This window comes from Pseudomonas sp. 8AS (assembly GCF_902506505.1).
GTDB lineage: Bacteria > Pseudomonadota > Gammaproteobacteria > Pseudomonadales > Pseudomonadaceae > Aquipseudomonas.
The window spans coordinates 3,531,397-3,555,478 of sequence record NZ_LR733406.1; the positions used below are offsets into that span (position 1 = coordinate 3,531,397).

A 24,082-nucleotide genomic window follows, 5' to 3' on the forward strand; every position below is an offset into this window, starting at 1 on the left:
ATCCCCCATGGACACCCTCTTCAACATGCGCGCCTTCGTCTGCGTGGCGGAGACCGGCAGCTTCACGGCCGCCGCCCAGCGCCTGTCCCTCACCACCTCCTATGTCTCGCGCGCCGTCGCCACCCTGGAGACGCACCTGCGCACCCGCCTGCTGCACCGCACTACCCGGCGCATCGCCCTGACCGAGGCCGGCCAGCGCTACCTGCTGCGCTGCGAACAGATCCTCGGCTACATCGACGAGGCCGAGGCCGAGGCCGGCGAGGCCAATGCCCACCCGGTCGGCGTGCTCAAGGTGCATGCGATGACCGGCATCGGCCAGCACTACCTGATCAAGGCCATCGCCGGGTACCACGAGAAGTACCCGGACGTCAGCTTCGACCTGACCCTGGCCAACCGCAACACCGACCTGCTCGACGAGGGCTATGACATCTCGGTGGTGATCGCCAGCGAGCTGCCCGACTCGGGCTTCATCTCCAAGCAGCTGGGCAGCACCCATAGCGTGCTGTGCGCCTCGCCCGCCTACCTGGCGCGGCATGGCGTGCCGCGCCTGCCCGGCGAGCTGGGTGCGCACCATTGCCTGCGCCTGGTCAACAACGTGATGGGCCTGGACAAGTGGCTGTTCGACGGCCCGGACGGCCAGGAACTGGTGCAGATCAAGCAGACGCCGTTCCAGGTCAACACCGCCGACGCCATGACCGAGGCGATCAAGGCCGGCCTGGGCATCGGCGCGCTGCCGCTGTATTCGGCGGTCGGCGGCCTGGGCGACGGCAGCCTGGTGCGCGTGCTGCCCAACCACAGCCTGTTCCCGCTGGGCATCTATGCGCTATACCCGTCGCGGCAGTTCCTCGATGCCAAGACCCGCACCTGGGTCGAGTTCGTCCGCGACTTCCTGCCCGCACGCCTGCGCGCAGACGCAGAGGCGGTGGCCGCCATCAGCCTGCGCCTGCGCGGCCACTGAGCAAGGCGGCGCCGCCCGGCGCCCAGCAAAAAGCCGCCGCCCGCGCAGAGCGCGGCTAAGCTTGCAGCAAGAGCTTGCTTCCCGGGTGGTCAGGCCGATCCCTATGGGCGTTCCATGGCAGTCCAACGCACCGCAGACCGCGCACCCCGTGGGCGACTCCGAGCCCCTGTCGTCGCCGCAAGAATCACCGCCGCGCAAACGCCGCAAGACCTGGCTGTGGCTCGCCCTGCTGATCGTCCTCGCCGGCCTCGGCCTGGCCCTGCGCCAGGAACTGCAAACGGCCAGGCTGCAGGCCCGAGAGTTCAGCCGCTACGCCGCCGAACTGAACTACCAGCTGCAACCCGGGCCGAGCACGGCGCTGCACTATCCGGCGGCCGGGCCGTTCGACAAGCGCCTCGGCTACGCCAGCCTGCCGCAATTGCTGGAGCGCCTGCAGCAACGCGGCTTCCTGATCGCCGAGCAGGTGCGCTTCTCCCCCGCCCTGCTCGACTACAGCCAGCGCGGCTACTTCCCGCCGTTTCGCGAGAAGCCTCAGGCCGGCCTGACCATCAGTGACTGCCGCGGCCTGCCGCTGTACCAGTTCCGCTACCCGCAGCAGCTGTACGCCAGCTTCGCCGAGATCCCGCCGCTGATCGTCGGCAGCCTGCTGTATATCGAGAACCGCCACCTGCTCGACCCCGACCAGCCCCAGGCGAACCCGGCGGTGGACTGGCCGCGCTTCGCCAAGGCCGCGCTGTCGCAGCTCGGCAAGCTGTTCGGGGTGCAGGAGCAGTCGGCCGGCGGCAGCACCCTGGCCACCCAGCTGGAGAAATACCGCCACTCGCCGGACGGCCGCACCCCCTCCGCCCGCGACAAGCTGCGGCAGATGGTCTCCGCCAGCGTGCGCGCCTACCAGCAGGGCCCGGACAGCCTCGCCGCGCGCCAGACCATAGTGCGCGACTACCTCAACAGCGTGCCGCTCTCCGCCGCCCCCGGGCATGGCGAAGTGCACGGCCTGGCCGACGGCCTGCGGGTGTGGTTCGGCGCCGATTTCACCCGGGTCAATGCCCTGCTCGACCCGCAGCGCACCCCGCAGGCGTCCGCCAGCGAGCGCGGCCAGGCCCTGCGCCAGGTGCTGGCGCTGATGATCGCCCAGCGCCGCCCCTCCTATTACCTGACCAAGGGCCGCCGCGAGCTGGAAGCCCTGACCGACAGCCATATCCGCGTGCTGGCCGGCGGCGGGGTGATCGACCAAGCCCTGCGTGACGCGGCGCTGGGGCAGACCCTGCATTTTCGCGACCTGGAGCTGCATCCGGCGATCCAGCCGGTGCAGAGCAACAAGGGCATCAGTGTGGCGCGCACGCGCCTGTCCAACCTGCTCAACCTGCCGCTGTACGACCTCGACCGCCTCGACCTGGCCGCCAGCAGCACGCTCAACGCCGAGCTGCAGCAGCAGGTCAGCGCCTACCTGCGGCAGCTGGCCGACCCCGAGTTCGCCGGGCAGATCGGCCTGTACGGCGAACGCCTGCTGTCGCCGGAAAAGACCGCCGAGGTGCGCTACAGCTTCACCCTGTTCGAACGCACCCCGGCCGGCGCACGGGTGCGGGTGCAGACCGACAACACCGACCAGCCCTTCGACATCAACGAGGGCAGCAAGCTGGAACTGGGCTCCACCGCCAAGCTGCGCGTGCTGACCACCTACCTGGAGGTGATGGCCGAGCTGCACGCCCGCTACGCCGGGCAGAGCGCCGAGCAGCTGCGCCAGGTCGAGGTGGCCGCGCAGGACCACCTGACCCGCTGGGCCCTCGACCAGCTGATCGCCCAACCGGACCTCGGCCTGCGCGCCCTGCTCGACGCGGCCCTGGAGCGCAAGTACTCGGCCAGCCCCTACGAGCGCTTCTTCACCGGCGGCGGGCTGCACAGCTTCAGCAACTTCAAGCGCGAGGACAACGGCCGCATTCCCACCCTGCGCGAGGCCCTGCGCGAGTCGATCAACCTGCCGTTCATCCGCCTGCTGCGCGACCTGGTGCGCTACAGCACCTACCACGGCGAGAGCAACAGCGCCGAGCTGCTGCGCGACGACAAGAACCCGCTGCGCGCCGACTACCTCAAGCGCTTCGCCGACCGCGAAGGCACCACCTTCCTCCTGCGCTTCTGGCGCAAGTACCAGGGCAAGACGGCCCAGGAACGCCTCGACACCTTCCTCGACGGCCTGCGCCATACCCCCACCCGCCTGGCCGCCGTGCACCGCTACCTGATGCCCGAGGTGGACGAAGTCACCTTCGCCGCCTTCCTCAAGGCCCACCTGCCGCAGGCCAAGCTGACCGACAAGAAGGTCCACAGCCTCTACCTGGACTACGGCCCCGGCGCCTGGAGCCTGCCCGACCAGGGCTACATCGCCCGCGTGCACCCGCTGGAACTGTGGCTGCTGGGCTACCTGATCGAACAGCCGCAGGCCAGTTTCAAGGACGCCGTGGCGGCCAGCAGCAAGGAGCGCCAGGAGGTCTACGGCTGGCTGTTCAAGAGCCGCCACAAGAGCGCCCGCGACAGCCGCATCCGCAGCATGCTGGAGGTGGAGGCCTTCCTCGATATCCACCAGCGCTGGCAACGGCTGGGCTATCCGTTCGACCACCTGGTGCCGTCGCTGGCCACCGCCATCGGCAGCTCCGGCGACCGCCCGGCGGCGCTGGCGGAGCTGATGGGCATTATCCAGAATGACGGCATCCGCCAGCCCAGCGTGCGCATCGACACCCTGCAGTTCGCCAGCGCCACGCCCTACGAGACCCACCTGCTGCAGAACGCCCAGCGCGGCGAGCGGGTGCTGCCCTCGGCAGTCGCCGCGGCCCTGCGCGAGGCCTTGTCGCAGGTGGTCGAAGCCGGCACCGCGCGGCGCCTGCACGGCAGCTTCAGCCTGGCCGACGGCAGCCCGCTGACCCTCGGCGGCAAGACCGGCACCGGTGACAACCGGGTGGAAAGCGTCACCCGCGGCGGCCACGTGCTCAGCTCACGGGCGCTGAACCGCACCGCCACCTTCGTCTTCTACCTCGGCCCGCGCCACTTCGGCACCCTCACCGCCTTCGTCCCGGGCCAGGCGGCGGAGAACTTCCGCTTCACCTCGGCGCTGCCGGTGCAGGTGCTCAAGGGCATGGCGCCGATCCTCGCCCCCTACCTGCAGGCCGATGGCCAGACCGGCTGCGCGCTGCCGCTGAGCGCGCCACAGGTGCGCAATCGCTGACCACGGGTCTATTGCGTCGTAGGGTGCGCCGTGCGCACCAGGGCCATGCGCTGCCGGTGGTGCGCACGGCGCACCCTACGGGGCGGTGGCGGTCGGGGCCGTCAGCCCTTGCTGCGCATCTGCACGAACAGCGCCTCGACCTTCTCCCGCGCCCAGGGCGTCTTGCGCAGGAAGGTCAGGCTCGATTTGATGCTCGGATCGCTCTTGAAGCAGCGGATGTCGATGCGCTTGGCCAGGCCGTCCCAGCCGTAGCGCGCCACCAGTTCGGTGAGCAGCTGTTCCAGGGTGATGCCATGCAGGGGGTTCTTCGCTTGTTCGCTCACGGTCGGCCTTGTGCGGGAGATGGGCGGGGCGCCACGTTAGCAACAAGCAGGCCGCGCGTCAGCAGGCACGCCGTCCTAGCCCAGCAACGACTGCAGCAGCGCCCGCCCCTGCGGCCAGTCGCCCAGGTCGCTGTCGCCGTTGATATGCCCGGCCGCGCCGATATTGGCCCAGCGGCTGCCCCAGCGCTGCGCCGCGCCGTGGGCGTGTTCCAGGCTGGAAAAGGGGTCGTTGCTGCTGGCCACCAGCAGGCTGGGAAAGGCCAGCGGCAGCTCGGGCACCGGCACGAAGCCGTCGATGCCGAGCTGCGCGGCCGGGCCTTCCGGGTCCGGCGGGGCCACCAGCATGGCGGCGCGGATCGTCAGGCGAGTCTGCGCCGCCCAGTGCGCCACCAGCCCGCAGCCCAGGCTGTGGGCGACCAGCACGGTATGCGGCCCACTGGCGGCGACCGCCTGCTCCAGCGCCGCCACCCATTCGCTGCACACCGGGCGCCACCAGTCGCGCTGCTCGACCCGGCGAAAACGCGGATCGGCCTGCTGCCAGCGGCTCTGCCAATGCTCGGCGCCGGAGCCGCCGTAGCCGGGGATGATCAGGAATGTGTCGTCCATCTGCTGTGCCCTCCGTCTGCAAGAAGCGCAATCATGCCCGGCTGCTCGCCATTGCGGCCAGCCTCACTCGCGGATGATGAACAGCTTGGTCACGAACCACTCGGTACCCTTGTACAGGTAGCCCAGCGGCCCGTAGATGGTCGCTGGCTTCGGCGCCTCCTGCTGGCGCAGCTCGACGCGGATCGTGGCCATCTGGATCTGGTCCTTGAGGATGCGCATGCGCGCCTGCATGGAGTCGATCTCCGACTGGATGCGGTTCAGCTCGCTCTCGATCTGCAGGATGTCCTGGATGTCCCTGGCCTTGCCGAGCAGCTCCTTGAGGCGGTCGCGCAGGGCGATGTTGTTCTGCAGGCGGGTTTCCACGTCGACGTACTGCTCGGTGACGTCCTCGCCCTTGACGTGGCGCGAGAGCACCTTGCCGCTCTGCTCGACGCTGCCCAGGGCCGTCTCGAAGGCATCCGCCGGCACGCGGAAGACGAAGCTCTGGCTGTAATCGCCGTAGTCGCTCTTCTCCTCGACATAGCCGCCCAGCGCCAGCATGCGCTCGCTGAGCTGGCTGCGGGCCTTGCCCATGTCCTGCACTTGCAGGGAGAAATCGGCGGTCCACACCAGCAGGCGCCCGGAGGCCTTGCCCTGCACCGGCGCGCTCGGCGCCGCGGCGGCAGACTCGGCGGCGGCCGCGCCGATGTCACGGCCGTGGGTGGAACACCCGGCCAGGCCGGCCAGAACACACAGCAGGGCCAGGGCGGCCCATTGCTTCAGGTAGTTTTTCATCCGTTGCGCCCTCTCGGCTCATCCCTGTTGAACAGGCGCGGATCATACGGGGATCGACCACCGCCTGGCGTGACCGCATTCGCGCCCGCCCCAGGCGAAAGGCCGCTGCTGTGCCGCGGCGATAATCGAGCCTGTTATGCAAACGTCATCATTTCGTCACCTGGCGCGGCGAGACTCTCTTGCCATTCGTCCTGGGGAGGTAATTTGATGTCCGTGAAATCCATGTTCAAACCTGTATCCATCGCTCTGCTGGCCGCGGCCATGGCCGCCTGCAGCAGCCAGGCTCCGGCGCCGAAGGCGGAAAGCCTGAACAACGAAGACTGGTACCAGGTGCGCACCGAGGAAAGCCTCTACCTGTTCGACGATGCCACGGTCTACCGTGACTTCCTCGTCAGCGGCAAGGCGCCCTACCTGAAAGACCTGCAACAGAAGGACCAGTACGGCCAGAACATCGTGCTGGCCCTGCGCGCCGAGGACCAGGGCAAGGATCTGAACAAGATCGCCGCCTACCAGTTCCTCAACCGCAGCCTGCCGCCGGCCGCCAGCTTCTACGGCGAGATCCGCCAGGAAGGCATCATCTACGTGGGCCAGCGCTACGGCGACATGGTCGACGTGAACACCATCGGCGAGCCGATCTTCCGCCACACCGAGGTCGCCAGCGGCCCGAACGGCGAGCGCGTGGTCTATCTGCTGCAGAAAGAAGAGAAGAAGCCGGAAAAACTGATCAAGCAGTTCCAGATCAACAACGGCATCACCCCGGCCAAGGGCTGATCGCCAGCGCGGCAGCGACCCGGCCCGGGGCAATCCCGGGCCGGGTTTTCGCCGTTGCGCGCAGGCTGCGCCGCCAGCCCATTGGTGCCAATCAGCCGCGCCTATAGGGCAAGGCTTGCCGGGCCTGCTCCAGATAAGCCAGGACATGCTCGCGCTCTTCCTGCAGAAAATCCGCCACCGCCGCGCGCAGCCCGGCATGTTCCAGGTAGTGCCAGGACTGCGTCAGCACCGGCTCGAAGCCGCGCACCAGCTTGTGCTCCCCCTGCGCCCCGGCGTCGAAACGCTGCAGTCCGCCGGCAATCGCCTGCTCGATGCCCTGGTAGAAGCAGGTCTCGAAGTGCAGGTTGGCGAACTCCTGCAGACAGCCCCAGTAGCGCCCGTAAAGACATTCACCATCGCGTAGCAGGAAGGCCATGGCCACCGGCCGCGCGCCCTGCCGCACCAGGTTGACGCGAATGGCCGCGGGCATGCGTTCGGCCAGCAGGCTGAAGAATTCTCGGCTCAGGTAGGGCGACTGGCCACGCAGCCAATAGGTGTTGGCGTAGCAGCGATAGACGAAATCCCACTGCGCCTCGCTCAGCTCATCTCCGGCCAGCCAGGTGAACTCCAGACCCTGCCCGGCCACCAGCTCACGCTCCTTGCGCACCTGCTTGCGCTTGCGCGAGGCGAAGCCGTCGAGAAAATCCTGGAAGTCGCGGTAGCCGCGATTGAACCAGTGGAACTGGCAACCGCTGCGCTGCAGCCAGCCCGGCTGGCGGGCCAGCAGCGCGGCCTCGGCCGCGTCGGTGAAGTTCAGGTGCCAGCTCGACAGGCCCTGCTCCGCCAGCGTGGCGCTCACTTCAGCCAGCAGTTGCACACAGGCCGCCGGGGCACCGAGCAAGCGCGGGCCGACCACCGGCGAGAACGGCACGGCCGTCAGCAGCTTGGGGTAGTAGGCGATGCCGGCACGCTGGCAGGCCTCGGCCCAGCCCCAGTCGAACACGTATTCGCCGCGCGAGTGGCTCTTGATCCAGGCCGGCAGGATGGCGCGCAGCTCGCCGCCCGCGTCGCGCCAGAGGCGATGGCTGGGCTGCCAGCCGCTGGCGGCCGCGGCGCTGCCGCTGTCTTCCAGGCAGGCGAGGAAGGCATGGCGCAGGAAGGGCTGGGCGGCGCCGGGCAGCAGCGCGTCCCAGTCGGCGGCGGCGATCTGCCGGATCGAATCGAGGGTCTGTACGGGCATGCCGCAGTGTCCCTTTTCCTGGGGGCGAAAAAAAGCCCCGCCAGTGGCGGGGCTCAGAGGAGCAGTCAGAGGATGGGGGCTGACTTAGAACACGTACTGGGCACGCATGGTGATGGCCTGGCCATCATCATCGTCATTGCCAGCCGCAAAGCGGCCATTCTGCAGGCGTACGGTATCGTCGTCAGTCTTGGTCATCAGATAGTTCAGCGACACCTTGACGGCTTCGTTGGCATACCAGTTGACACCCAGGGTGTGCACCTTGGCTTCGGATTCGTCGATGGCCAGGCCGCCTACAGTCGCCATGGTGTCGTCGTCTTCCACGCTCAGATGGTCATAGCGGTAGAACACTTCCCAGGCGCCGTACTGCTTGTCAGCCGGCTTGATGGTGTCGAACTTGGCACCGTCGAGCTTGTACACGCGCGACTCACCGGTCAGGGTGTAGGCCAGCATGGCGTTGTAGCCGGTGGCTTCACGATCACCGTTGTTGTCCTTGCCACTCAGATCACGCTTGAGGTACTCGCTCTGTACGGAGAACGGGCCTTGCATATAGGCAAACTCCAGGCCCACTACGTCGTCATTCTCGAAACCGCCATTAACACCGGCATCAGCCGGAGCAAAGACCAGCTGGTCCGAGTTGGCCTGGTTTTCGGAAACACCACGCACGCCAAGACGCGAACGGATGCGGCCATCGAACTTGGTGCCATCGCCCTCATTGCCGTAGCTGCGAGTGGCATAGTCCAAACCAAAATGCAGCACCTGGGTTTCGCTGACGATCGGGGCGATCACTCCACGGGCGAAGAAGCTGTTGACATCCTTGCCGTCTTCGTCCTCCAGATAAACACCGGAGTCTTGCTGCTGAATGCTGGCCGAACCATAGAACATGCCGCCGTAGGTGCCGTTGACCTGTACGCCCATGCCGTTTTCATGGTCGGTGGTCCAGGAAGCCAGATCGAGGATCGCCGAGCGCTCCTTTGCAGTGACCCACTTGGAGCTGGTGGCTTTTTCCAGGCTGTAGTCGGGATCGAAACGACCGACCTTGATGTTGATCGGCGTAAAGCCAGTGTAGGTGATGGTGGCTTCGTCGAACTTGTTTTCGTTGCCGCGGTTGTCGGTGAAGTCGTAGTTGATCTGGTAACGCCAGTCTTTGTAGTTACCACCGAATTCCAGCTGGGCACGGCGGAAGAAGGCTTCGTTGGCTTGTTCGTTGTTGGTGGTATAGAAGCCGTCGAACGAATCGAAGTCGGCCTGGATACGGCCACCCAGCTTGAAGCTGTACTGTTTGTCGGTGGTGGCGACTTCCAGACCGCTCTTGGTCTTGATAACGATGTCGGTACCGTCAGTGGTCACGGTGCCGGCGAAAGCCTGGGCGGAAACGGCCAGAGCCAGGGCGCTGGTCACGAAACCGGCGAAGTGCTTACGGATCATCGAAAATTCCCCTATTGGTCTTTTGCGTTGAAAACACGCGGGCAACTGCCCTTGGTGCTGGAGGGGAATCTTGGCGGGGGGTTATTTCAGCCCGGTTTCTGATATATGAAAGTTCGATGACAGCGGAACTTTTTACTCCGTTTACTAATAAGCGAAGCCGGCGCGCGGCCCTGCGCCCTTCGGGCTCCCCGCGCCGGGGCGCCGGGCCGGCCTCGGGCGGGAAAAACCCGGTCATTTCGGCTCAGGGGCGGCGCCAGCGCCGCGCCAACCAGTAGTCCAGGCTGACCCAGCGCCCGGCACCGGTGAAGAACAGCGCGACCAGCATCACCAGGTAGGTGGCGGCGAACTCGATGCCGTTGTTCAGCACCACCAGCTTGCCGCTGCTGGTCAGCCAGTCGTAGTTGCCGTGCGCCTTGAGCAGGACGCGGGCCCGTTCGAGCTTCTCCACCGAGGCCAGCACCCGTTCGTTGGCGAAGGGCGCGGACGGATCGGCGATCGCCTGCCAGCCGAACGGCCAGTGCACGCTGGCGATCGCCACCAGCATGGTCACCATCAGTGGAATGCTGATCCAGCGCAGGGCCAGGCCGAACAGCAACAGCATCGCCCCACCCGTCTCGGTCAGTGCCGCCAGCCAGGCCAGCAGCGTGGGGAACGGCAGGCCCAGGCCCCAGTCCGGGTTGCCGAACCAGGCGATGGTCGCCGGCATGTCGGCCAGCTTGTGCGTGCCGGCCATCCAGAAGATCGGCACCAGGTACAGGCGCAGCAGCAACGGGCCGAGGAAATCGAGGCGACGCGTGGCGTCCAGGGCATCCTGGAGGCGATTGAGCAGGGTCAGCATGGGTAGCTCCGCTAGAAAAAGACGTCCTGGCGCCGCCAGTCATCCAGCAGCGCACGGGCCTGGTTGAAATAGCTCGCGTCGGCGACCAGGCCGCTTTCCTCGGCCAGGGCCGGCAGCGCCGCGGCGCTGTCCTCGCCGGCCTGCAGGCGCAGGGCCAGGCGGTAGGCGAACGGCGCCAGTTGCTGGAAACGCACCCTGTCCGCACGGTCACGCCAGGCCAGCAGGCAGGTCGGCTCGGCCGGCGGCAGCGCCGGACGGTATTCGGCGCTCAGCCGCTGCACCGGCCAGACGTAGGCCAGCGGCCAGGCCAGCGGCGACCAGCCGTGCGTGGGCAACTCCGCGCAGGCCACATCCAGGGCCAGCTCGACCCGCTCGTAGTGCGCCAGTTCGAGGAGAAACGGCGGATCGTCAGGCTCGGCGACGAAGCCCTGCTGCAGCCAGGCGATGAACTCCTCACCGATCTGCAGAAAGTACGGCGTGCGGCAGCGGTGCCCGGCGATGAAGCTGCGCACCAGGCGCTGCCAGCGCGCGTCCTCGAACAGCCGGCGCAGCACCGGGAAGCCGCTGCCCAGGAAGCTCTCGATGTTGTTGAAGAACAGCGCCTCGTACACCGCCATGCGCTCGCCGGAAATGCCCGGCAGCAGCGCCTGCGCCGCGGGCTGGCGGATGCGCGCGGCGAAGGCCGCCTGGGCCTGCACGGCGTTCATGCCGCCGACTCCCGGTGCCTGCCGGCCAGCTGCTGCAGGGCACGGATCTGCGCCACCTCGGCATACAGCTCGGCCAGCGGCGGCAAGTTGAAATCGCGCTCGAGCAGGGTCGGACGCACGCCGTGGCGGGCGTAGGCGTGTTCCAGCAGGGCCCACACCGGGTCGCCCACCGGCGCGCCGTGGGTATCGATCTTCAGGCCGGCGGCCTCGTCGGAATGCCCGGCCATGTGCAGGTAGGCGATGCGTTCGCCGGGCATGGCGTCGATGTAGGCGCGCGGATCGAAGCTGAAATTGCTCGCGTTGACGTAGACGTTGTTGATGTCCAGCAGCAGCCGGCAATCGGCCTCCTCCAGCACCGCGCGGATGAACGTGGCCTCGTCCAGTTCGCCGGGCAGGCGCGCATAGGCCGAGACGTTCTCGATGATCAGCGGCCGCTGCAGCACCTCCTGCACCGTGCGGATACGCGCGGCGACGCGGCGCACCGACTCGTCGCTGAACGGCAGCGGCATCAGGTCGTACAGCTGGCCATCGTCGGCACAGGCCGACAGGTGCTCGCTGTAACCACGGATGCCGTGCTCGTCGAGGAAGGCCTTGACGGCCTCGAGCAGCGCGAAATCGAGCGGCGCGAAGCCACCGAGGTTGAGGGACAGACCATGGCAGAGAAACGGCAGGCGCTCGCTCAGGCCACGCAGCTGGCGGGCGAAGCGCCCGCCCACGCCGATCCAGTTTTCTGGGGCGATTTCGAGGAAATCCACCTGCCCCGCGGCGCTGTCGACCAGCGCCGGGAGCAGGCCGCGACGCAGGCCGAGGCCGGCGCCGCTGACGAAAGGCTGCGAGCTCATGTGCGCCGTTCCTTACTCGGCCTGCGCAGCGCCGCAGCTGCCTTCCTTGGCCATCTTGCCTTCCTCGCCACAGCTGCCTTCCTTGGCGGCTTTCTCGCTACCGCATTTGCCTTCGCCGGCCTTGCTGCTGCCCACGGCCTTCATCTCGCCACCGCACTTGCCTTCGCCACAGGAACCTTCGTTAACCTTCTCCTGGGCCGCCAGGCTGTAGCCGCTGCTCAGCTCCTCGGCGGCGAACGGGTTGCCGGCCGCCTGAGCGGTGAACGCTGCGGTGCTCAGCAGGGCGGCGCCCAGGGTGGCGACAACGGTATTCAGCTGTTTCATGGAGTCTCTCCGGGGGTGGTTGATTGCTGGAGGCCGCCATGGCCCCCTCGCAACACTAGACCCAGCAGGCCAAGGGGCGTTACAGGGTGGCGAAAAGTTTTTTCTGCGCCGGGCCGGCGCGCCGGGTGGAGGCGAACCGATTCGCGAAAGATCGCGGCTGCAGCCGCTGTCTCAAGCATCACCAGAGCTGCAGAAAACGCCGGGGCAGATCGCTCAGGGCTTGCGGCGCTGCTGCGCCAGGCGCTCGGCCAGGGCATCCAGCTCGGGGATGGCCGTCTCGGGCAGGGCGCGCAGCACGCCCTGGGTCACCTTCATCTGGCGGATGAAGCGCCGGCAATGGCGGCACATGGCCAGGTGCGCGCGCACGCTCAGGCGCTCGCGCAGGCTCAGCTGGCCGTCGAGAAAATCACTGGAGTGGGCTACCAGTTCCTTGCAGCTCAGCATTGGCCGGTCTCCTCGAAATGCTCCAGGGTGGCGAACACCTTGAGCCGGGCACGGTGCAGCAGCACCCGCACATTGGAGAGCGAAAGCTCGAGAAGATTACAGATCTCCTCCAGTTCCAGGCCCTGGCGCTCGCGCAGCAGCAGCACGCTGGCCTGCATCTCGGAGAGGCTGGCCAGGGTCTTTTCCAGGCACTGGCGCAGTTCGTCCTCGCCCAGCAGGGCCTCGGGCGAGTCCTCGTGCCAGGCATGCGGCGGCGTCTGCCAGTGGCCGCTGGCAGCGAAACGCTCGTCGCCGAGCGTGCCATGGGGCGCCGGCAGGTCATCCAGCAGCACCTCGCGGCGATGCTGCTTGAGGCGGCTCTTGGCGGTATTGGCGGTTATGGTCAGCAGCCAGGTCTTCAGGCTGGAGCGGCGCTGAAAGCCGTCCAGATTGCGCACCACGGCGAGCCAGGCGTCCTGCACCACCTCGTCGGCGTTGCGGCTGCCGACTATGGCATAGGCCACCGCGCGCATGGCGCCCTGGTAGGTCGCCACCAGCTCGCGGAAGGCCTGCTGCTCGCCGGCCAGCAGGCGCGGCAGCAGATCGTCATCGCTCATGGGCCTCCCGTAGGATGCGCTGCGCGCACCATCCACGCCTCCCCGCTGGCAGGGCTTAGTGCTTGCGCAGAATCACGCTACCGATGGAGTAGCCGGCACCGAAGGAGCTGAGCACGCCCAGCGCGCCGCTGGGCAGGTCGTCCTGGTACTTGTGGAAGGCGATCACCGAGCCGGCCGAACTGGTGTTGGCGTAGGTATCGAGAATCACCGGCGCCTCGCCCTCTTCGGCATCGCGGCCGAGCAGCTTGCGGGCGATCAGCAGGTTCATGTTGAGGTTGGCCTGGTGCAGCCAGAAGCGCTTCACGTCGCCGACATTCAACTGGTTCTCGGCCAGGTGCGCGGCAATCAGCTCGGCAACCATCGGGCAGACATCGCGGAACACCTTGCGGCCTTCCTGGACGAACAGCTTGTCCGGGGCACCGATGCCCTCTTCCGCGGCGCGGTTGAGGAAGCCGAAGTTGTTGCGGATGTTGTTGGAGAACTGGGTCAGCAGCTTGGTGCCGACGATGTCCCACTGCTGAGCCGAGGTCGCCAGGTCGGCGCGCTCGACTATCACCGCGGTGGCGGCATCGCCGAAGATGAAGTGGCTGTCGCGGTCGCGGAAGTTCAGGTGGCCGGTGCAGATCTCCGGGTTGACCATCAGCACGGCACGGGCCTGGCCGGTCTGCACGGCGTTGTTCGCCGCCTGCAGGCCGAAGGTGGCCGAGGAGCAGGCCACGTTCATGTCATAGCCCCAGCCCTGGATGCCAAGGGCCGCCTGCACTTCGATGGCCACCGCCGGGTAGGCGCGCTGCAGGTTGGAGCAGGCGACTATCACCCCGTCGATATCGGCGACGGTCTTGCCGGCGCGCTGCAGGGCCTCCTTGGCGGCACCGACGGCCATCTCGCAGAGGATGCCCCACTCGTCGTTGGACCGCTCGGGGATGCGCGGGGTCATGCGCTGCGGGTCGAGAATGCCGGCCTTGTCCATCACGTAGCGGCTCTTGATGCCCGATGCCTTCTCGATGAAGGCCACGCTGGACTCGCTCAGCGCCTCGACCTCGCCACGCTCGATGGCGGCGGCGTTGTCGCTGTTGAACTGCTGAACGTAGCTGTTGAAGGAAGCCACCAGCTCCTCGTTGGAGATGCTGTTAGCCGGGGTATACAGGCCAGTGCCACTGATTACGGCTTTGTGCACGGGGCGTTCCTCTAGGTCTGGGTCGCGCTGGCGACCAGGTGTGCGATAGGCCCGCGGCCAGCCGCGGGCAGAAATTCTTGGACCGGCAAAGCGGCAGCACCGGTGGCGGCACGCCTGTCGTAAGCGGCAGAGTGTGCCACAGCCGGGCGCCCAGCGCTGCCCCGACAGACTGTCGGCGAGCGTATCCCTGCTAGGAGAGATGCTCGCCAGCCCGCAAGGGACACAGGCCTTACCCGCCATAAATCCGGGCATAACGGCCAGCATGGCAGACGCCCGGCCTTGTGCGGCGCGGCGCCCGTGGGCTAGCGTGCAGGCTGGATGATCGGCCTCCCGGCCGCTCCCGCCCTTCCGGGAATCGAACATGGCCCTGCACACCTGGCTCATCTACCTTGGCGCCGTCATCGGCCTGGCGCTGACGCCCGGCCCCAACGGCCTGCTCGCCCTCAGCCACGGCGCCCTGTATGGCCACCGCCGCACCCTGTGGACGGTGAGCGGCGGCGTGCTCGGCTTCGTGCTGCTGATGGCCCTGTCGATGTTCGGCCTGGCCGCCCTGCTGCTGGCCTCGGTCGACGCGCTGATCCTGCTCAAGTGGCTCGGCGGCGCCTACCTGATCTGGCTCGGCGTGCAGCTCTGGCGCGCCCCGCCCCTGCACCTGACCGCGCTCGCCCCGGCAGTCGCCAGGCCCGCTCCGCTGCTGTTTCGCCAGGGCCTGCTGGCGGCAGTCTCCAACCCCAAGGTGATCCTGTTCTACGCCGCCTTCCTGCCGCAGTTCCTCGACCCGGCGGCGGACCTCTGGCTGCAGTTCGCCGTCATGGCGCTGACCTTCGCCCTGGTCGAAGGCCTGGTGGAATATGCCCTGGCGCGCATGGCCCAGCGCATCCGCCCCTGGCTGGAGCGCAGCGGCAAGTTCTTCAACCGCGGCTGCGGCGGCCTGTTCACGGCGATGGGCCTGGCCCTGCCGCTGACCCGCTGAAACCGGCACAGGACGACCGCGCCGGTTCTCGGCAAGCTGTGCGGCGCGCCCCAAGCTCCAGGCCGCCACCCGCCATCGTCATGCATCTATAGCAATGAACTGTCCCTCGACTGGTACAACCGCCGGCAGCCCGCCGAGCGCAAGCTGCAGGCGGTGGGCGAAGTGAGCGCCGACCCGGTCGCCTGCCTGGTGCGCAACGAGCCGGATGTACCGACCATGCGCCTGCTGCGCGCCCTGGTGCGGATGAAGCAGGACGGCGAATTTGAGGCGATCCTGGCCAGGTACCGCTGACGCCGCCTTTAGTCGGCTCGCCTCCCGTCCACCCGCCCCCGGGGTTAGCCTGACGGATGGGGGATTGCCAACCCCGCTGCGGCGGGAAGGAGGACGCCATGTCCATGGCCGACTGGCGGATGCAGGGCGACGAATTCGCCACCTGCAACTGCGACTGGGGCTGCCCCTGCCAATTCAGCGCCCGGCCCAGCCGCGGCAAGTGTGAAGCCGTGGTGTCGATGCGCATCGACCGGGGCCACTTCAACGAAACCGTTCTCGACGGCCTGTGCTGGGTCGGCATGTTCGCCTGGCCGGGCGCCATCCACGAAGGCAACGGCCGCTGCCAGGTGTTCATCGACCAGCGTGCCAGCGCCGAACAGCGCAACGCCCTGTTGACCATTCTCTCCGGAGCCGAAACCGACCCCGGCGCCACCGTATTCAATGTGTTCGCCGGCACCATCAGCGAAATGTACGAGCCCCGGTTCGTCGCCATCGAGCTGACCGTCGATGTCGACGGGCGCCTGGCCCGGGTGCGCATTCCCGAGGTGCTGGAAGCCAGCGGCGAACCGATCCGCAACCCGGTCAGCGGCGAGGCCCAGCGCGTGCGCCTGGTACTGCCCGACGGCTTCGAGTTCAACGAAGCGGAAATGGCCAGCGGCAGCTACCAGACCCAGGGGCCGATCCACATCCAGGCGCAGAACAGCCACGGCCACTTCGCCCACCTGCACTTCACCGGGCGCGGCGTGGTGCGCTGAGCGGAGCGCTAGCTCACGGCCGGCCCCTGGCGTCCACCCGGGACGCCAGGTGCCGGCCGACCATCAGGGCCGTGGCTGCTCGGGGAGGATGTCGAAACCGCCCTTGTTCTGGCTGACGATGCGAAAGGCATGGCTCTCGCCGACCTTGACCGGCACGGCCAGTTCGCGCAGCAGGCGGCCCTTGCTGCACAGGGTGTCGTCCTGCTTGTCCAGGGTGATGCCCACCACGCGGGTGCCGGCCGGCACCTGGAAGCTCGCCACCTCACCGACGCCGATGCGCGCGGCCACCTGGCGATCCACCTCGATGGCCACGTAGCAGCCGCCGCCCATCATGCCCAGGTCGCGGTTGACCACGATCTGCCCGCCGCCTTCGCGAGCCTCCTGAAAGGCCAGCAGCCGATCGGCCGGCACCGGACGCACATCTTCGGGATCGGCACGGAAGGACGAGCAACCGGCGAGCAACAACAGGGGCAGAACCGCAGAGATCAAGCGCATGGAAGCCCTCCTTGGGCGATCGAAGATGCGGCTCCAGTATTGGCGCTCGCGCCGCTCGCCACAAGCCGGGCACGGCGCAGAACTTTACCGCCCCGTGCGCCGCCCAGCCGCGGCGGACGCCCGCCTGTGCCACAGCCGGCAAGCCCGCCACGGGCAACTTGTGCGGCCTGCGGCGAATGGCTAATGTCGCCGACAGGCCAGCCGCGCCTGGAGCGCGGTGGCGACCACGGAGCCAGAACCGGCAAGGAGCCCCACCATGCAGTACCCCCGCCATCTTCCACGTCTGCTGGCCAGCCTGGCCCTGCTCGGCAGTCTCGGCGCCGGGAGCGCCTGGGCCAGCACCTGCACCATAGTCGTCGACCCGTCCGATGCCCCCGCCGTCGAGGCCCTCAAGGCCAAAGCAGCGGTGGGCGATGCCTGCGCCCAGTTCAACCTCGGCTATGTGTACTACACCCGCCAGGCTTACCCCCTCAGCGAGCTGTGGTATGCCCAGGCCGCGGACCAGGGGGTCGCCCGCGCGGCCTTCGAGCTGGCCATCCTCTACCGCGACGAGCTGCTCCCCGGCGGCGATGGCAAACGCCTGCCCCTGCTGGAACAGGCCGCCAACCAGGGCCTCGACCTGGCCCAGGTGGAACTGGGCGTCGACTACCTGCTGCAGGGCGACGACTCGCAGCAGCAGTTCATCGCCATGCAGTGGTTCGAAAAGGCCGCCGTGCAGGGCAACACCCACGCCCAGTACCTCCTCGCCGAGGAATACTGGAGCGACGACAACGGCATTCAGGACATCGGCAGCGACGACGGGCTCGCCGAGCGTTACGTCAGCAACGACGACAAGGCCCTGCAGTGGCTATGCAAGGCCGCCCTGGGCGGCTATGCACAGGCCCAGTACGGCCTCAGCCATGCCTACAGCATCGGCCGCGGCATGCCGAGCAACCAGGTCCAGCGCCGCCTCTGGCTGGAAAAGGCCGCGGCCAGCGGCTCTCAAGAGGCCATCGCCGAACTGGATAGCAGCGATAGCGCCTGGTACACCCGGGCCGAGCAGTGGCTCAAGCGCCAGACCGTCAGCGAGGAAGCCCGCTGCCCGGATGTCGCCCTGGCCCTGGAGCAATAAGCCCGCCCCGGACGGTTCACCGACCAGCGCCGCCCTCAGCCCAGGCGCGCCAGCAAGCGTGCCTGCAGCTGCTCCAGTTCGGCCGGGTCGGCCTTGGCGCTGGCGTGGATGCCCAGGCTTTCGCCGGCAAAACGCGGGATCACGTGCATATGGATGTGAAACACCGTCTGCCCGGCAGGCGCGCCGTTGAACTGCGCCACCTGCACCCCGGCCGGCTGCAGCTCGTCCACCAGCGCGCGGGCCAGGCGCTGCACCACGGCCATCACCTTGGCCAGGCTGGCGCTGTCGATTTCCAGGATATTGCGCGCTTGCGCCTGCTTCGGGATCACCAGCGAGTGGCCGAAGGACTGCGGGAACACATCGAGGAAGGCCAGCACATCGTCATCCTCGTACAGCTTGTAGCAGGGGGCTTCGCCGCGAATGATCTTGGCAAAGATGTTCTGTTCATCGTAATCGCCGTGCAGGCTCATCAAGGTTCTCCGGTAGCGTTGTGCAAAGGAGCGAACCATACCGGTTTCGGCGCACCGGGAAAAACCCGCTACCTGACCGAACGGACATTCGCCGCTATCCTGCCCCTTTCCGCCAGCCCGACCGGAGCGCCCATGCCAGACCTGTCCACCTTCCCCATCACGCACAAATGGCCCGCCACCCAGCCCGAGCGCCTGCAGCTCTACTCGCTGCCCACGCCCAACGGGGTCAAGGTGTCGATCATGCTGGAAGAGACCGGCCTGCCCTACGAGCCGCACCTGGTCAGCTTCGACAGCCACGACCAGCTCAGCGCTGAATTCCTCTCGCTCAACCCGAACAACAAGATCCCCGCCATCCTCGACCCCAATGGCCCGGACGGCCAGCCGCTGGCGCTGTTCGAGTCCGGGGCGATCCTGCTCTACCTCGCCGATAAGACCGGCCAGCTGCTGCCGCAAGACGCCGCCGCGCGCTACCAGTGCATCCAGTGGCTGATGTGGCAGATGGGCGGCATCGGCCCGATGTTCGGCCAGGTCGGCTTCTTCCATAAATTCGCCGGCAAGGACTACGCGGACAAGCGCCCGCGCGACCGCTACATCGAGGAAGCCAAGCGCCTGCTCGGCGTGCTCGACCAGCGCCTGCAGGGCCGCGAATGGGTCATGGGCGACGCCTACAGCATCGCCGACATCGCCATCTTCCCCTGGGTACGCAACCTGATCGGCTTCTACGGGGCGGGCGAACTGGTGGAGTTCGAGCGTTTTGCCAATGTGCAGCGGGTTCTCGAACGCTTCCTGGCGCGGCCGGCGGTGGTGCGGGGGCTGACGATTCCGCAGCGGGCTTGAACGGATGGCCGCCTGCGGCCGCAGACCAACCCAGCCGATCAGCTCACGCACCGGCAACCTGCTCCTCTAATCACTACGCACCAGCCACTCGACCACGCGCCGAGTCAGCGGGCTGATCAGCAGCACCAGCGGCAAAGCCAGCAGCCAGGCCGTCAGCCAGGCGCCGAGCCACAGGCTGACAAAGCCGGGGCTCGGCCCCGTGGCGCGAAAGGTCGACAGCCCCGAGACCAGCAGAGACATCAGCCCCGAGAGAATCAGGGCGAACAGCAGCGGGCTGTATTTGCGCGGGATCATCCGACCACCTCCAGGCTCTGCGTGAGCGGGCTGCCGTGCTGCAGGCGCTGCAGGGTGGCGGCGAAGTTCTGCCCGAACAGCCGCGCGGTCTTGATATCGCCCGGCACAAACGAGTCGGCCGATGAGGCTTTCTCCGCCTGGGCCATCAGCCCCGACCAGGAACCGAGGCGGTTCGCCGCTTCGTCGTAGGCCACGCCGCTGTGCTGCTCCGGCAGAATCGGATTGCCGACCCACAGCATGCCGTGCTGCATGCAGAAGACGAACATCGACAGCAGCGTCGATTGCTTGTCACCGGCCGGCAATGCCGACACCGTGAAACCCGCCGCCAGGCGCCCGCGCAGCTGCTGGCTGCGCCACAGCCCGCCGGTGGCATCCATGAAGGCCTTGACCTGGGCCGACACCCCGCCGAGGTAAGTGGGTGAGCCGAGGATGTAGGCGTCGAACTCGAGCAGCGCATCCGGCGCCCTGGCCAGGTCTTGCGCCTGCAGCAGGCAAACCTCGATATCGGGAACGCTGCGCGCACCCTCGGCAACGATGCCGGCGATGTGCGCGGTATGCCCGTGGGCACTGTGGTAAATCACTGCGACTTTGTTCATGACGGTTCTCCGGGTTGTGCGTGATGCGTTGCTGCGCTCAGCGCAGCAGTGCGCTGATGAATACGGCGGCCAGGTAGAGGCCCAGGCCAAACACGCTGTGATTGGCCACGCTCTTGATGCAGTTCTTTAGAGGGGTTGGCGTGTTGGCGGCGGCGAAGCCCGAGCCCATGGCCGGCTGAATCACCAGCAGGGGGATGCTGACTGTGGCGACCCCAACCAGCAGCGCCGGGAGCAGCGTCGGCTGCCAGGCCCAGTCCAGGCCGGCGATGGCCAGCAGCAGCGCCGCAAAGGCGATACCGGTGAGGTAGTGCATCAGCCAGCCCAGGGCCAGTTCGCCGCGGATCGGCGGCGCCTTGGCGATGGCTTCATGGGCCAGCCTGCCGCGCAACAGGTGCCCCACCCAGCGACCGATGAAGGCAAAGTTCAGGGTCGGCACGCCGCGGTATTTCAACAGCATCAGCCAGACATCCATCAGCGCCGTCGCCAGGATGCCGATGCCGGCCGCCAGGGTTATGAATTGCAGTAAGTGCGTCATAAGGACCTCCTCAAGGTTGACCCGCCAGGGGTTCTGCTCGAATCTACAAGTTCAAGTGAACTTGAGGTCAAGAGGTATCTTATGGATATCGCTGAAGTCGCCAGACGCTCCGGCGTACCGGCATCGGCACTGCGTTTCTACGAGGAAAAGGGGCTGATCGCTTCGCTCGGCCGCCAGGGGCTAAGGCGCAGCTTTGCGCCGCAGATCCTGGATCAACTGGCGCTGATCTCGCTCGGCCAGTCGGCCGGCTTCACCCTGGATGAAATACGCACGATGTTCGCGCCCAATGGCGCGCCGGCGATCGACCGGCAGATGCTCGCGGCCAAGGCCGATGAGCTCGATGCCACCATCAAGCGCCTGCAGGCCATGAGCAATGGCTTACGTCATGCGGCGGCCTGCCCGGCGCCGAGCCACGCCGAGTGCCCGACCTTCCAGCGCCTGGTGCAAGCGGCGGCCGCCAGCGCCCATGCACGCAAGCACAGAAAAGGCGGACGCAAGGGCCTGGGCCAGTGAGCCGGGCGGACGGCCCCGACCAGCCGGAGGTGGTTTAGTCAGAAGACAACCGCACGTCCCGGCCTCAGTCGTGCGGCACGCCGTAACGCTTGAGCAGTTGCTTGCAGCGCGCGGACAGGTGCAGCACGCGCAGCTGCTTGCCGGCCTTGGCGTAACGTTCGCGCAGGGTCTTCAGCGCGGCGATGGCCGAGTAGTCGACGAAGCTCAGGTGGCGGCAGTCGAGCACGACCTGCTGCGGATCGTTGGCGGGGTCGAACTGGTTGAGGAAGGGCGTGGTCGAGGCGAAGAACAGCGTGCCGTGCAGGCTGTAGAGCTTGCTGCCATCGGCCTGCAGATGGCTGTCGGCATACAGTTCGCGGGCGTGCTGCCAGGCGAAGTTGAGCGCGGCGATGACGATGCCGCAGAGCACGGCGGTGGCCAGGTCGGTGAATACGGTGATGCTGGTTACCGCGATGATCACCAGCACATCGTTCAGCGGCACCCGGTTGAGCACCCGCAGCGAGGCCCAGGCAAAGGTCTGCTGCGCCACCACGAACATCACCCCGACCAGTGCCGCCAGCGGAATGCGCTCGATTAGCGGCGAGAGAAACAGCACGAACAGCAGGATCATCACCCCGGCCACCACGCCGGAAAGCCGGCCGCGGCCACCAGAGCTGAGGTTGATCACGGTCTGGCCGATCATCGCGCAGCCGCCCATGCCGCCGAATGCCCCGGAGACCATGTTGGCCGCGCCCAGGGTCACGCATTCGCGATCCGGGTAGCCACGGCTCTCGGTGATCTCGTCGGTCAGGTTCAGGGTCAGCAGGGTTTCCAGCAGGCCGACCAGGCCCATCAGGATCGCGTAGGGCGCAATGATGCGCAGGGTTTCCAGGGTCCAGGGCACCTGCGGCAGGGCAAACTGCGGCAAGCCGCCGGCGATGTGCGCCATGTCGCCCAGGGTGTGGGTCGGCAGGCCGAGCAGGTACACCGCCAGGCCCACGCCGAGGATCGCCACCAGCGCCGGCGGCACGCTGCGGGTCAGGCGCGGCAGCAGGTAGACGATGGCCATGGTCAGCGCCACCAGGCCCAGCATCAGGTACAGCGCGTTGCCGCTGAGCCAGGTGTCACCCTGCTTGAAGTGCTCCAGCTGGGCCAGGGCGATGATGATCGCCAGGCCGTTGACGAAGCCGATCATCACCGAGTGCGGCACCATGCGGATCAGCTTGCCCAGGCGCAGCAGACCGAACAGGATCATCAGCAACCCGCCGAGCAGCACGGTGGCCAGCAGGTACTGCACGCCGTGCTGCACCACCAAGGCGACTATCACCACAGCCATCGAGCCGGCGGCACCGGAGACCATGCCCGGCCGGCCGCCGAACAGTGCGGTCAGGGTGCAGATGATGAAGGCGCCGTAGAGCCCCATCAGCGGATTGAGGTGCGCCACCAGGGCAAAGGCGATGCACTCCGGCACCAGCGCGAAGGAGGTGGTGAGCCCGGCCAGGACGTCGACGCGCAGACGTTTTACTTTCATGCAATGACCCAAGGGCGGGCAGGCAAGGCCGGTCCGCGGAGAGTGAGGGGAACGAGGGCCGCGGATGTTACGGAAATGCCGGCGGGCCGGCCAGTGATTGGCCAGGCGCCATCACGGCGCCGACTGGTCGCCCGCCTCGGCCGCGGGGTTGGCGCGCTGCATCTGCTCGTGCACCGTGCGTTCCTCCACGCGTGGGTCCAGGGCGGCCGAGAGCGGCGAGCTGGTCATGTTGTCCGGCACGGCCACGTGCTGCAGCGGAGCATCCGGCACCGGCTGCATCTGTTTGATGGTGTCCGGGCGCACGCGAAAGATCAGCACGAAGGCGCAGAAGCAGACAAAGGCGTAGAGCATGTTCGGCCCTAGCTCGCGCATCAACAGCCCCGCGGTCAGCGGCCCCAGGCAGGCACCGATGCCGAAGGTCACCAGCAGCATGGCCGTCAGCGAAACCCGGTGCTCGGCCTCGATGTAATCGTTGGAGAACGCCACGGCCAGCGGGTACAGGCTGAACTGCAGCAGGCAGAAGACAAAGCCCAGGGGGAACAGCAGCGCCAGCGGCAGCTCGGGCAAGATGGCCATAGGCAGGCTGGCCAGGGTCAGCAATACCGCGCAGTTGCGGATCAGCGCGCCGCGATCATAGCGATCCGACAGCCAGCCCAGCGGCCACTGCACCAACAGGCCGGCGAGGATGCAGCTGGCCATGAACAGGCCGACCTGCTGGGTGCTCAGGCCCATGCGTGAGGCGTGCAGCGGCGCCAGCCCATAGAAGGAGCCGATGGCCAGCCCCGAAACCAGAGTGGTGGTCAGCGACTGCGGCACCCGCTTGATGAAGAACAGCGGCTCCAGGGCCACCGGCTGCATCGGAGCCGGATGGCTGCGACGGGTCATGGCCACCGGCACCAGGCACAGGGTGAAGCACAGCGCCACCAGCATCAGCAGCTCCACGCCCAGCGCCGGATGCAGCACCAGCGTGAGCTGGCCGAGCATCAGGCCGAGGTAGCAGGCAATCATGTAGCCGGAGAACACCCGCCCGCGCTGGCTGGCATCGGCCTGCTCGTTGAGCCAGCTCTCGATCACCATGTACTGGCACATCATGCCCAGGCCCACCAGCGCGCGCAGCAGCAGCCAGGCCGGCAGCCAGTCGATCAGGCCGTGACCGAGTACAGCGGCGCCGACCACTCCGGAACTGGAAACGAACGCACGCATATGGCCGACCCGGGCGATCAGCCGATGGCCGACCTTGCCACCCAGCACCAGGCCCAGGTAGTTGGCCGCCATCAGCGCGCCGATCCACGCGGTATCGACCTTGTCCGCCGCCAGGCGCAGGCCCAGGTAGGTGCTCAGCAGACCGGAGCCGATCAGCATCAGCAGGGTGGCGAAATACAGTGAGCGAAACGACTTCCAAATACTGGTCATGGACGGCTCGGGAGTTCGATCAGGGGGGCGCCTGCGCACAGGCTTATCGGGGATGGACTGGAGTATGGTTCAGTCAAGCAGAAGACAGGGCC

The 24,082-nt window shown here is 67.3% G+C and carries 28 protein-coding genes; 9 read left to right on the plus strand and 19 right to left on the minus strand.

Annotated features, from left to right (window positions below; genetic code table 11):
- Nucleotides 1-7 precede the first annotated feature (7 nt).
- Both GV001_RS16505 and GV001_RS16510 read left to right on the plus strand, forming a co-directional pair.
- Entirely contained in the window at nt 8-958 is a 951-nt protein-coding gene (locus GV001_RS16505) for a LysR family transcriptional regulator (RefSeq protein WP_160081764.1), read from the plus strand.
- 103 nt (nt 959-1,061) lie between these two features.
- Nucleotides 1,062-4,172: a transglycosylase domain-containing protein gene (locus tag GV001_RS16510; protein ID WP_160081766.1), complete on the plus strand. Its 3,111-nt coding sequence runs from the start codon at nt 1,062-1,064 to the stop codon at nt 4,170-4,172.
- A 101-nt stretch (nt 4,173-4,273) separates the two neighbouring features.
- Here GV001_RS16510 and GV001_RS16515 read toward each other — a convergent pair whose 3' ends face one another.
- From GV001_RS16515 to GV001_RS16525, 3 genes are all read right to left on the minus strand, one after another.
- On the minus strand, nt 4,274-4,495 hold the full coding sequence (locus tag GV001_RS16515; RefSeq protein ID WP_160081768.1) for a VF530 family DNA-binding protein: 222 nt from the start codon (nt 4,493-4,495) through the stop codon (nt 4,274-4,276).
- A 75-nt stretch (nt 4,496-4,570) separates the two neighbouring features.
- Nucleotides 4,571-5,101 carry an alpha/beta hydrolase gene (locus tag GV001_RS16520; protein ID WP_160081770.1) on the minus strand — a complete coding sequence of 177 codons (531 nt, stop codon included), beginning with the start codon at nt 5,099-5,101 and terminating at the stop codon, nt 4,571-4,573.
- A gap of 63 nt (nt 5,102-5,164) precedes the next feature.
- Complete coding sequence (locus GV001_RS16525; protein ID WP_160081772.1) at nt 5,165-5,875, minus strand: DUF4349 domain-containing protein; 711 nt, start codon at nt 5,873-5,875, stop codon at nt 5,165-5,167.
- A 207-nt stretch (nt 5,876-6,082) separates the two neighbouring features.
- Between GV001_RS16525 and GV001_RS16530 the strand changes: the two genes are divergently transcribed.
- On the plus strand, nt 6,083-6,646 hold the full coding sequence (locus GV001_RS16530) for a hypothetical protein (protein WP_256664948.1): 564 nt from the start codon (nt 6,083-6,085) through the stop codon (nt 6,644-6,646).
- A 91-nt stretch (nt 6,647-6,737) separates the two neighbouring features.
- Here GV001_RS16530 and GV001_RS16535 read toward each other — a convergent pair whose 3' ends face one another.
- The 9 genes from GV001_RS16535 to GV001_RS16575 form a co-directional block, all read right to left on the minus strand.
- On the minus strand, nt 6,738-7,865 hold the full coding sequence (locus GV001_RS16535; protein ID WP_160081776.1) for a GNAT family N-acetyltransferase: 1,128 nt from the start codon (nt 7,863-7,865) through the stop codon (nt 6,738-6,740).
- A gap of 84 nt (nt 7,866-7,949) precedes the next feature.
- Nucleotides 7,950-9,290: an OprO/OprP family phosphate-selective porin gene (locus GV001_RS16540; protein WP_160081778.1), complete on the minus strand. Its 1,341-nt coding sequence runs from the start codon at nt 9,288-9,290 to the stop codon at nt 7,950-7,952.
- Between the two features lie 241 nt (nt 9,291-9,531).
- The gene (locus GV001_RS16545) at nt 9,532-10,128 is read right to left on the minus strand and encodes a DoxX family protein (RefSeq protein WP_160081780.1); all 597 of its coding nucleotides are present in this window, start codon (nt 10,126-10,128) and stop codon (nt 9,532-9,534) included.
- An 11-nt stretch (nt 10,129-10,139) separates the two neighbouring features.
- Nucleotides 10,140-10,835, minus strand: a complete 696-nt coding sequence (locus GV001_RS16550; RefSeq protein ID WP_160081782.1) for a DUF2063 domain-containing protein — start codon at nt 10,833-10,835, stop codon at nt 10,140-10,142.
- On the minus strand, nt 10,832-11,677 hold the full coding sequence (locus GV001_RS16555; RefSeq protein WP_160081784.1) for a DUF692 domain-containing protein: 846 nt from the start codon (nt 11,675-11,677) through the stop codon (nt 10,832-10,834). Before GV001_RS16555 ends, GV001_RS16550 begins: the two co-directional genes overlap by 4 nt.
- A 12-nt stretch (nt 11,678-11,689) precedes the next feature.
- A complete protein-coding gene (locus GV001_RS16560) occupies nt 11,690-12,001 on the minus strand; it encodes a hypothetical protein (RefSeq protein ID WP_160081786.1) in 312 nt (103 codons plus the stop codon).
- A gap of 213 nt (nt 12,002-12,214) precedes the next feature.
- Nucleotides 12,215-12,445 carry an anti-sigma factor gene (locus GV001_RS16565; protein WP_160081788.1) on the minus strand — a complete coding sequence of 77 codons (231 nt, stop codon included), beginning with the start codon at nt 12,443-12,445 and terminating at the stop codon, nt 12,215-12,217.
- Complete coding sequence (locus GV001_RS16570; RefSeq protein ID WP_160081790.1) at nt 12,439-13,041, minus strand: RNA polymerase sigma factor; 603 nt, start codon at nt 13,039-13,041, stop codon at nt 12,439-12,441. The genes GV001_RS16565 and GV001_RS16570 overlap by 7 nt, the downstream gene beginning before the upstream one ends.
- 55 nt (nt 13,042-13,096) lie before the next feature.
- On the minus strand, nt 13,097-14,218 hold the full coding sequence (locus GV001_RS16575) for a beta-ketoacyl-ACP synthase III (protein WP_160081792.1): 1,122 nt from the start codon (nt 14,216-14,218) through the stop codon (nt 13,097-13,099).
- A gap of 361 nt (nt 14,219-14,579) precedes the next feature.
- On the opposite strand from GV001_RS16575, the gene GV001_RS16580 reads away from it, so the two are divergent.
- From GV001_RS16580 to GV001_RS16585, 3 genes are all read left to right on the plus strand, one after another.
- Nucleotides 14,580-15,191, plus strand: a complete 612-nt coding sequence (locus tag GV001_RS16580; protein ID WP_160081794.1) for a LysE family translocator — start codon at nt 14,580-14,582, stop codon at nt 15,189-15,191.
- A gap of 162 nt (nt 15,192-15,353) precedes the next feature.
- A complete protein-coding gene (locus GV001_RS20215; RefSeq protein WP_256664949.1) occupies nt 15,354-15,482 on the plus strand; it encodes a hypothetical protein in 129 nt (42 codons plus the stop codon).
- A gap of 98 nt (nt 15,483-15,580) precedes the next feature.
- Entirely contained in the window at nt 15,581-16,216 is a 636-nt protein-coding gene (locus GV001_RS16585; protein ID WP_160081796.1) for a DUF1326 domain-containing protein, read from the plus strand.
- A 63-nt stretch (nt 16,217-16,279) separates the two neighbouring features.
- Here GV001_RS16585 and GV001_RS16590 read toward each other — a convergent pair whose 3' ends face one another.
- Nucleotides 16,280-16,711: a 3-isopropylmalate dehydratase gene (locus GV001_RS16590; RefSeq protein ID WP_160081798.1), complete on the minus strand. Its 432-nt coding sequence runs from the start codon at nt 16,709-16,711 to the stop codon at nt 16,280-16,282.
- Between the two features lie 256 nt (nt 16,712-16,967).
- Here GV001_RS16590 and GV001_RS16595 point away from each other — a divergent pair, with 256 nt between their 5' ends.
- The gene (locus tag GV001_RS16595; protein ID WP_160081800.1) at nt 16,968-17,822 is read left to right on the plus strand and encodes a tetratricopeptide repeat protein; all 855 of its coding nucleotides are present in this window, start codon (nt 16,968-16,970) and stop codon (nt 17,820-17,822) included.
- A 35-nt stretch (nt 17,823-17,857) separates the two neighbouring features.
- On the opposite strand, the gene GV001_RS16600 is transcribed toward GV001_RS16595, so the two are convergent.
- Nucleotides 17,858-18,292, minus strand: a complete 435-nt coding sequence (locus tag GV001_RS16600; RefSeq protein ID WP_160081802.1) for an HIT family protein — start codon at nt 18,290-18,292, stop codon at nt 17,858-17,860.
- A gap of 132 nt (nt 18,293-18,424) precedes the next feature.
- On the opposite strand from GV001_RS16600, the gene GV001_RS16605 reads away from it, so the two are divergent.
- Nucleotides 18,425-19,129 (plus strand): glutathione S-transferase N-terminal domain-containing protein, encoded by a 705-nt coding sequence (locus tag GV001_RS16605; protein ID WP_160081804.1) that lies wholly within the window; start codon nt 18,425-18,427, stop codon nt 19,127-19,129.
- Nucleotides 19,130-19,195: 66 nt separating this feature from the next.
- Here GV001_RS16605 and GV001_RS16610 read toward each other — a convergent pair whose 3' ends face one another.
- From GV001_RS16610 to GV001_RS16620, 3 genes are read right to left on the minus strand one after another with little or no spacing between them, the layout of a single operon-like run.
- Nucleotides 19,196-19,423, minus strand: coding sequence for a DUF2798 domain-containing protein (locus tag GV001_RS16610; RefSeq protein WP_160081806.1), 228 nt, complete (start codon nt 19,421-19,423; stop codon nt 19,196-19,198).
- Entirely contained in the window at nt 19,420-20,019 is a 600-nt protein-coding gene (locus GV001_RS16615) for a flavodoxin family protein (RefSeq protein WP_160081808.1), read from the minus strand. The genes GV001_RS16610 and GV001_RS16615 overlap by 4 nt, the downstream gene beginning before the upstream one ends.
- 37 nt (nt 20,020-20,056) lie before the next feature.
- Complete coding sequence (locus GV001_RS16620; RefSeq protein WP_160081810.1) at nt 20,057-20,554, minus strand: DUF2938 family protein; 498 nt, start codon at nt 20,552-20,554, stop codon at nt 20,057-20,059.
- A gap of 81 nt (nt 20,555-20,635) precedes the next feature.
- Between GV001_RS16620 and GV001_RS16625 the strand changes: the two genes are divergently transcribed.
- A complete protein-coding gene (locus tag GV001_RS16625; protein ID WP_160081812.1) occupies nt 20,636-21,067 on the plus strand; it encodes a helix-turn-helix domain-containing protein in 432 nt (143 codons plus the stop codon).
- Between the two features lie 64 nt (nt 21,068-21,131).
- Here the strand turns inward: GV001_RS16625 and GV001_RS16630 are convergent, their stop codons facing one another.
- Nucleotides 21,132-22,577, minus strand: a complete 1,446-nt coding sequence (locus tag GV001_RS16630; RefSeq protein ID WP_160081814.1) for a SulP family inorganic anion transporter — start codon at nt 22,575-22,577, stop codon at nt 21,132-21,134.
- A 111-nt stretch (nt 22,578-22,688) separates the two neighbouring features.
- A complete protein-coding gene (locus GV001_RS16635) occupies nt 22,689-23,990 on the minus strand; it encodes an MFS transporter (RefSeq protein WP_160081816.1) in 1,302 nt (433 codons plus the stop codon).
- Nucleotides 23,991-24,082 lie beyond the last annotated feature (92 nt).